Consider the following 1,157-nt stretch of genomic DNA (forward strand, 5'->3'; position numbering starts at 1 on the left):
GGCGCACACGGTGACGGTCTCGCCGCACACCGAGGGGCTCGGGTCCACCGTCAAGGACACCGCGCTCGCCGCCGGCTCGACCGACACGCCGGCCGAGACCGTCGACGGCAGGAAGCAGCCGTCACCGTCGTACAAGACGGTGACCGTGCCGGTGGTGAGGCTGCCGCTGATCACACACGCTGTGCCGCTCGCGTCCAGCCCGACGACCTGGGTGCTGCCGTCGGAGAGGAGGAACGTGACGTTTCCGGTGGGGGTGCCGCTGCCGGGGGCGACGGCCGTGACCGTGGCGCACACGGTGACGGTCTCGCCGCACACCGAGGGGCTCGGGTCCACCGTCAAGGACACCGCGCTCGCCGCCGGCTCGACCGACACGCCGGCCGAACCCGTCGACGGCAGTAAACAACTGTCGCCCGAGTAGGCGACGGTGACGGTGCCGGTCTCCAGCACGCTGGTGGTGAGGCAGGCGGTGCCGTCGGGGGCGAGATCCACTGTTTCGTTCAGCCCGCCGGCGCCGGTGAAGGTGACCGTTCCGGTGGGGGTGCCGCTGCCGGGGGCGAGGGCCGTGACCGTGGCGCACACGGTGACGGTCTCGCCGCACACCGAGGGGCTCGGGTCCAGTGAGACCGACACCGTGCTCGCTGCTGGGTTGACCGCCGCCTCCGCCGAACCCGTCGACGGGGCGAGGCATGTGTCGCCGTTGTAGACGGCGGTGACGGTGCCGGTGGTGAGGCTGCTGGTGGTGACGCAGGCGGTGCCGTCGGGGGCGAGATCCACTGTTTCGTTCAGCCCGCCGGGGCCGGTGAAGGTGACCGTTCCGGTCGCTGTGCCGCTGCCGGGGGCGAGGGCCGTGACCGTGGCGCACACGGTGACGGTCTCGCCGCACACCGACAGGGTGGGGTCGACGGTGACGGTGGTGGTGCTGGCCGCCTGGTCGACGGTCACGGGTACCGTGCCGGTCGACGGGGCGAGGCATGTGTCGCCGTTGTAGACGGCGGTGACGGTGCCGGTCTCCAGCACGCTGGTGGTGAGGCAGGCGGTGCCGTCGGGGGCCAGGTCCACGGTCTCGTCGAGGCCGGCGCCGGTGAAGGTGACCGTTCCGGTGGGGGTGCCGCTGCCGGGGGCGACTACCGCGACCGTGGCGCACACGGTGACGGTCT

At 72.6% G+C, this 1,157-nt stretch carries 1 protein-coding gene; it reads right to left on the reverse strand.

Translation table 11 applies throughout. The features are described 5' to 3' along the window. A partial coding sequence (locus ABZY20_RS37055) for an Ig-like domain repeat protein (RefSeq protein ID WP_356447915.1) occupies nt 1–1,157 on the reverse strand: 1,157 nt, incomplete at both ends.

The organism is Streptomyces sp. NPDC006624 (assembly GCF_040611555.1).
In the GTDB taxonomy this organism is placed as follows: domain Bacteria; phylum Actinomycetota; class Actinomycetes; order Streptomycetales; family Streptomycetaceae; genus Streptomyces.